Annotated in this window: 6 protein-coding genes and 2 pseudogenes; 4 read left to right on the forward strand and 4 right to left on the reverse strand. The window is 56.6% G+C overall.

Annotated features, from left to right (window positions below; genetic code table 11):
- Window positions 1-173: 173 nt before the first annotated feature.
- The 3 genes from CO664_RS27325 (at window position 174) to CO664_RS27345 (ending at window position 2,171) form a co-directional block, all read left to right on the forward strand.
- On the forward strand, window positions 174-371 hold the full coding sequence (locus tag CO664_RS27325) for a hypothetical protein (protein ID WP_097540509.1): 198 nt from the start codon (window positions 174-176) through the stop codon (window positions 369-371).
- 712 nt (window positions 372-1,083) lie between these two features.
- Window positions 1,084-1,383, forward strand: coding sequence for a heavy metal-binding domain-containing protein (locus CO664_RS31440; protein ID WP_097540515.1), 300 nt, complete (start codon window positions 1,084-1,086; stop codon window positions 1,381-1,383).
- 65 nt (window positions 1,384-1,448) lie between these two features.
- Entirely contained in the window at window positions 1,449-2,171 is a 723-nt protein-coding gene (locus tag CO664_RS27345; RefSeq protein WP_097540516.1) for a hypothetical protein, read from the forward strand.
- Between the two features lie 404 nt (window positions 2,172-2,575).
- Here CO664_RS27345 and CO664_RS27350 read toward each other — a convergent pair whose 3' ends face one another.
- The gene (locus CO664_RS27350) at window positions 2,576-3,019 is read right to left on the reverse strand and encodes a hypothetical protein (RefSeq protein ID WP_202859966.1); all 444 of its coding nucleotides are present in this window, start codon (window positions 3,017-3,019) and stop codon (window positions 2,576-2,578) included.
- Between the two features lie 119 nt (window positions 3,020-3,138).
- Entirely contained in the window at window positions 3,139-4,371 is a 1,233-nt protein-coding gene (locus CO664_RS27355) for an ATP-binding protein (protein ID WP_097540520.1), read from the reverse strand.
- Window positions 4,372-4,578: 207 nt separating this feature from the next.
- Between CO664_RS27355 and CO664_RS31445 the strand changes: the two are divergent.
- A pseudogene (locus CO664_RS31445) lies at window positions 4,579-4,740 on the forward strand (transposase); the annotation flags it as partial.
- 56 nt (window positions 4,741-4,796) lie between these two features.
- On the opposite strand, the pseudogene CO664_RS31450 reads toward CO664_RS31445, so the two are convergent.
- Both CO664_RS31450 and CO664_RS27370 read right to left on the reverse strand, forming a co-directional pair.
- Window positions 4,797-5,191: pseudogene (locus tag CO664_RS31450) on the reverse strand (ISL3 family transposase); the annotation flags it as partial.
- Between the two features lie 296 nt (window positions 5,192-5,487).
- Complete coding sequence (locus CO664_RS27370) at window positions 5,488-6,663, reverse strand: response regulator (protein WP_097540522.1); 1,176 nt, start codon at window positions 6,661-6,663, stop codon at window positions 5,488-5,490.
- Between the last annotated feature and the right edge of the window lie 154 nt (window positions 6,664-6,817).

Raw genomic sequence — 6,817 nt, forward strand, 5'->3', positions numbered from 1 at the left:
GTGAACATCACAGCAACAAGGCGTGCCGGGCTTTTGGGAGCACTATTCTATTCGCCTCTAAGGCGACCTACACGCGTAAATCATCGAACGGCAGCATCGCGCTTTCATGTCGTCCTTCCGAGCCTCGCCGTTTCACCACAATTTCTGTCGCTCCTTCACTTCGGCCTTCGCTGATGTCACATCTCGATGACAAATCGGGGGATATCCGCACCATACGCGACGGCGAAGTGCAGGACGAGCCGGTTACTGCTTTCGGCGAACTCGCGCGCGAAGGGCGGCAGTCCTCAGGCCACCTTATCGGTCATTTCGACTATCTTGACGCCTCCGGCAGACCCGAGGCGGCTGCCATGCGCGCGCTCGTCGACCGCTAGCTCGCCAGTCCGCCGGCTCCGCTCGCGCGACGACGTCCTGCATCGCAGCTCCCGTTCGAGCTGATGTTGCATGCGCTACTGTAGCAGCAATCATCGAGATCGAACCAGTGCTACCAAATGGCCAGGTGCCCGAGTTCCTGGTCGAAGCTCCTGACTGAAAGCGCTTCTATCTCGAGGCAACTCTGGCCTCCGGCATGGACAATGTCGCGGCGGGCGGAGATAGGCGGATGCGCGAGGCCTTGCAAGCGATCGACGATTTCCAGTCGCCCGACTTCGTCCTTCACCTTCACACACGCGGCACGCCGACTAGGCCCATGGCGGTCGGCCGACTTCGTCGCTCTGTGCAGCGGTTCGTGGACAGCCTCGACCATGACCACGCGATTGCGACGGAGGAGGTTCCTTCTGTTTCGGAACGAGTCTCGACGACTCTTCTAGATCATTGCGCGCCGGATACGACGCCTTCGGCATCAGCCGTTTGGATGCCTGCGGTTGCCAACAAGCCCATAGCTGGAAAGCCGAAGCGGGAGAAAGATCGAATGCCCTATTGTCGACTGTGTGAATTCCGCTGTGATAATCACGAATATGATCCCGAAACGCGCCTTTGCCGCGACTGCCAGATACAAGAAGAAAAACTTCTGAAGCTCGGGCGTGCTGGTCGCGCGCAAATGATGATGGCGACGACGCCAACGGTACCGGGTCGAGAAATCACAGAATGCCTCGGTATCGTCTCGGCTCAAGTTGCGTTTGGCCAGAACATTTCAAGGACATCTTTACCGAAGTTCGCGATCTCGTCGGTGGTCGGGCAAAGGCGCAGCAAAAGGTTTTCGCCAACAGCCGGAAGGCGGCATTGGATGAGCTGCCGGTCGAAGCGCGCAATCTCGGCGCGGACGCAATCGTGGGAATAGATCTAGATTTTCAGGAGGTGGCAGGTGGTGGCAAGTACGGCATGCTGCTTGTTGTCGTTACAGGAACCGCGGTGAAGATGGCAGCGGTACCGGCTGCTGTACCGTAAGCACCTTGAAAGCGGAGGCTATCCGACAGGACTGTTGCGTTTTCCAGAGACGGATTGACTGTTAAATGCGCTGTTTCAAGCGTTCCACTAGTTCGGAAGCTCTCCCCGACGGGCTGTGGGCCATAGACAGCTTCAAAGGGCTCACCCTAGCCTCAAAGGCTGGGGACGATCAGCGGTATTTTCTTTTGCAGGGTAACCTCGAGTTTTTAACGAACAGCCCGAAGGGCCGGCTTGAGGACGTTCTTTCCCTCATTGGAACTACTGAATTTTTGATGCAGCAAAGCATCGTTCCCGTAGTGGCGTGGCTGGAAGGTGAAAGCGCGATCCGAATAGGAACTGCATCCATAATTAGCTGCACAGGCTACCTGATCACAGCTGCGCATGTGCTGCTGGATCCTTTGGAAGCAGGCTATGGGGCAGCGCGTGTCGGCCGAGAAGTACAGCATCGCGACGACTTGAATTTCGGGGTCTTTATTCCCTTTTGGGTGCACGGAAGAGGGAGTTATTTGCAAAAGGCCTTTACGTTCTTCCCCTTCGAGAAAATGTGGGCTTGGGGCGATTGGAAGCAAAGTCCGCTGCTGTATGAAGATGACCGGTGGGAGCATCTCACTGATGTCGCTGTGTGCAAGATACCCCAGATGCCTGGAGGCCAAGCTCATCAGCCGTTGAACATATCACTGAACCCGTTCACGCCGGGCGAGGATGCTTACGCGCTGGGGTATGCTGAGATGCCGGACATTGAGATCAATCCAGCTACGGGCCGGATTGTTGATAACCATTTCGGCTGAACCTCTTTGTAACTGAAGGTCTCAACTCCTGGACCCTGCTTCGATTTCAATGCCCGAGTTCCAGGCAAGATGAGCGGAGCCCCCGTTTTTGATGCAAGGGGCGCAGTCATTCGTGGTGTTGTAAGCCGGAGCTTCTCGGGAGAGGAGCATGCCTATGGTTCGATGCTAGGCCCCGCGATGGACCTGCCGATGGATGAACCAGATGTTCAAGGTCGCTCCCTGCGGAGTTTGCTGCAGGAAGGAAATGAGGGGATGGGTCAAGTCCACGGCGCTGAGCTCTAGCGTCTATCGTGAAGGTATCAAGGTTCTCTGACACGTTCTGCATATGGAAGCCTGCCAGCCTCAGTTTCGATCATGACGTCTGAGGAATCCGCCGTGTTCAGCATGAAGAGCCCCCCCTTTTGCTACAACAGTCCAACGCTTCGTAGTAGGTCGCGCAGTTCGGCCTCTACGCTTGCCGCACGAAGGACGCCATCTAGATCAAGTCTGCGCGCCAGGTCTGCGCGTGACATGGGCTTTCGGTACCCCGGCCATTCCCGTTCGAGCGCCCGGGTCGAGCCCAGGGTGTCGAGTGGGCGATTAGCCGTCCTTCCCGCCAGGTGACGTAGTAGCACCGCCTCAAAGCAGGGCCGCTGCCAGACGATCGTAATGTTGTTGTCGGCGGCCAGCTTGCGCGCGATAGCGGCGCGCTCGGTATCGCGATCAGCCTGATCAGAATCCAGAAGCGCGAAACGGTCCGCGGGCGCTCCGCGTGTCTTCTGGAGCTGCTTCAAGCGATGCACAGCCAATGTGACGCGCGACAGAGGATCGCCAGCTCCCGGCCCCAACTCCTCGATATGCAAATGCACTGCGAGATTGGCTCCGCGGATCAGGTCTTGCAGAAGACCGACATAACCAACTTCTGACCTGCCCTCGCAGCCGATGTACACCACTCGGCGAGGCTGAATATGTGGGGGGCGTCTGCGGCTCATCCTAGGTTCGGAACCCCGCCATATGCACCACTCAGATACTTTCGGTAGTGGTTCTCGTCTCGACGCACCTTCACATCCATGAGGCTGTAAAGGTGGGTGCGACCCTCTCTGTCCTTCTCGCAGATCACGATTTCCTCCTTGTTGAGGTAATCGAGCAGCGAGGCCGAATGACAAGTAAGCCAGAGCTGTGCGTTGAGCCTGTTTCTCCCAGATGCCGCGTAGAACCAGCGCACCAGTTCCGGCAGCATATTCGGATGAATGGCCGTGTCCATTTCGTCGATTGCCACGAAACCGCCCGTATCGAGGGCGGTGATGATAAACGGGAACATTTTGATGAAAGCCCTCGTTCCATGGCTCTCCATCGTCCAGGGCATTTCGGACGCAAGCCCCGCGTGCTTGAACAAAAGCAGTGGGGGGCCATTTTCCGTCTGCTGGAAGCGGATCCCTTCTACGCCGACGTCAATACGGCTCAGCTCATCCTTCAGACGCAAGACGACGTTTGGCTGGTTCCTGAGATAGTCGATTACCTCGTGATCAACGAAGGAATGCACAGGCTCAATCTGAAAGAAGGCATTGCGCGCGGCATTCACGAAGAGCTGCGCGGTGGGATGCTGGAATTTGGCGAAGGACGACAAGACCGTGTGATTTGGCGCGAGCGTCTTCACGAGGTGCTGAAAACCCGAAAGGCTGAAGGTCTTAGAGTCCTTCACTCTTCCCTCGGCATCGCGTTCATACACGCGCTGCCATTTGCCTTGGCCGTTCGGTTTCTGACGCAGCGCTTCGGACGCGATCCGCACTGCGAGCCCGTCATGAAGTTCGATTTCCAGTTCGTAGCGATAGTTGCCTTGCTCGACCTTTTCGCCATCCATTGCACGCTGATGGACTTCCGGATTCAGGTTCATGGCGCCACCGAGCTCGATCGCAATCCGAATCCGCCGATTGGCGGATTCCACGTCGTTGAAACGCTCGATGCCGGTGAAGCCTGGGATTGTGCGCGATACGCTGTCGCGGATCATCGAAACGATAAATTCGAGTGCGCGAATAATCGTCGTCTTGCCCGACGCATTGGCGCCATAGAAGGCGACGACTTTTGGCACGCGTACGTCTGCACCCTCGAACACCGGGGTATAGCGGCCTTCAGGATCAGGCACTTTAGCATCGACCGTCAGGTCGAGGATCTGCAGATCTCGGATGGAAAAGAAGTTTTCGATTTCAAGCTTATACAGCATAGCGCACCTCATTCTGCGCTATAATAGCATTATCGACGATTACTCGTCAATAATCTGATTTAAGCCTGTAATTCTTGGCCGCAAACTCAGCATAAGTAGGATGGCAACCGGCGTCCAAAAATCACCCCTTAGTGGAGTGCGCCCCTTGGGGTGGACAGATCGGGATGAGAAATTGACCGGCCCACCGGGTTTTCGGAAAGAAGACCGATGGCAAAACACCGCAGTCACAGCGTCGAATTCAAACGTCAGGTCGTGCAGGAATTCCTCGCCGGCGAAACGCTGCATGGTCTGACAAAACGCCACGACATGTCGCGCAACCTTATCCGCATCTGGGTTCAGAAGTACGAGGAGGGCGCATTTGACGGGGATGCGCAGCCCGTCGACCTCATCCAGGAGTACGAGGCACGGATCGCGGCGCTGGAGCGGCTGGTCGGCAAGCAGGCGCTGGAGTTGGAGTTCCTAAAGGGGGCTCTGAAAAACACACCGCGGCCGAAAAGCGGACTATATCCGTCATCACCGGCGCTGCGGCGCTCGTATCCGGTCTGCCTTTCAATCTCGCTGTAGGTGAGGCCCTGCTGGCGCAAAGCTTGAAGCGTCTCGAATATTTCCTGACGGGATTGTCTGTGCGCCAAGCGGGCTCGGCGGTGTTGTGCCGCAGCGCTGGCTATAGCATCTTCAGAGAGAATGGGTCTGACATGCGCGTGACCACAAACGCTCATCTGTTCCTTGATCGCCGCCCTGAAATTTTGGACCAGATGAAAACGGTCGGCCACTGGCGGGCCTGCGGTGCGCCCTCCCGGGCTGCCTGGTGTTGAACCCCTCTTCAAATTAGCGCTCGCCTGCACCGGCTTCAGATGAGGCTGGGAAAACTTACGCGCTCAATAGATCGAACCGTGAAAAGGCTGGAAGCCGCCTTGGCAAACGTTGCGGATTCGGTAGCCGCGCCCCTCGGCACGCGTCCGTGAGCGATAATCATCCCGGCCCAGAACGCTTAAAGACGTCGAGGTTTTCTAGGATACTCTTGAAAACCTCGGTTGCAATGATGGAAGCTGCCTCCTGGGCGTTGTCGTCCTTCGAAGCTTTTCCGAAGTCGGCGACGCCCTTCACCCCCAACACCTAGGGTCGTTTGCCATAGGCTTTATCGGCTGCGGTGTAGAGCCCGAATAGTTCCATATCTAGCCCAATCGCACTGGTGTGCCGCGTCAGGATTTCCTGAACCATTTTGTCGTCCGCAATCACGCTAGAACCCGATACGATCGGCGCATATTTCACGTCGGGAAGATCGCGGACGACCTCCTCCCCAGCCCCTGCGTTGAAGTGAGCATGGACCTTCTTGAAGAAAGGCTTCTTGGACAACCGACTGAGCGCCGGCTTGATAGTGCGCTCCGACTGCTCGATGATCTTTTCGACGTCATCTCGGATCAGTTCGTTTACCACCCTGGTCTTTGCCCGATTCTGAAAATCGCTTTGGTCCTTTGATCCGTCGACGTATTTGCCTTCTTCCCAGCAGGTCACCTCCCGAGCGACGATCACATCCATGATCCTTCGTGGGCTTACGCATGCCTTGGTGTTGAAGCCGCAGCACATGCCTATCATGCCCAGGAGTTTGGGGCGAAAGACGTTGATTGCCTGGCTGGCCACGGCTGCGGTCGGGGCCATCCCCATCTCGTTGACACAGCAGAGAACCGCAGACAGCAGGCGACCGTCCCGCATTTCGATCTCGCCTCTCGTAATCTCGCCCTTCCAAAGCGGGTGGGTCTCGTCCTTACACGTTTTGAAAAGTTTCTTCCGGATCGGGAGGAACTCGTTCTCGTGTCGAGCGGCGAGTACGAACACATCCACTCCAAAGCTCTCCGCGTGGAAGCGCATGCTCGCGTGCTGAGACTGCATCAGATAGATTATCTTGGAAACAATCTTGTCAGCCCATCTCGTATGCTCGGCGGAATAGAATTCCAGCGACAACAGATGCTGATCGAAGTACGCCCTCTCCTGATCCGCGACCGCCTCATAAGCGGTGAGGCCGATGATGTGCATCGGCGGAAGCAGGCCGGTCCCGTTGGTGACCTGCCTTATCAGCGCGCGTGATGAGTCTTGGCTCGGAGTGCCGTCGGCTGCGGGAAGCAACAGGTCCAAGACAACCAGATCGTAGTAGGATTCCTGAAGAGTCCGTAGTGCCTCTTCATAGGTTGCCGCCTCCTTTATCTGAACGCCGTAGTCTATGAGCCCTTGGCCGACCAGTTCAGCAACACGGGAGCGCTTTGGCTTGTCGTCATCGACGATAAGAATTCGCATAGTTTATCTCTTTAGAGCTGCGACGATTTGCTTTTGAAGCTCCGTCTTCCAGCCTTCTTCCGATAGATCGACTTCGACTGACCTTGCCCCGTTGAAATAATCCATTTTGAAGTAAGCTCTGGCCCATTGAGAGGACCAGAGAATGAAGCGCAGC

Source organism: Sinorhizobium sp. NG07B, assembly GCF_002532005.1.
GTDB classification, from domain to species: domain Bacteria; phylum Pseudomonadota; class Alphaproteobacteria; order Rhizobiales; family Rhizobiaceae; genus Sinorhizobium; species Sinorhizobium fredii_C.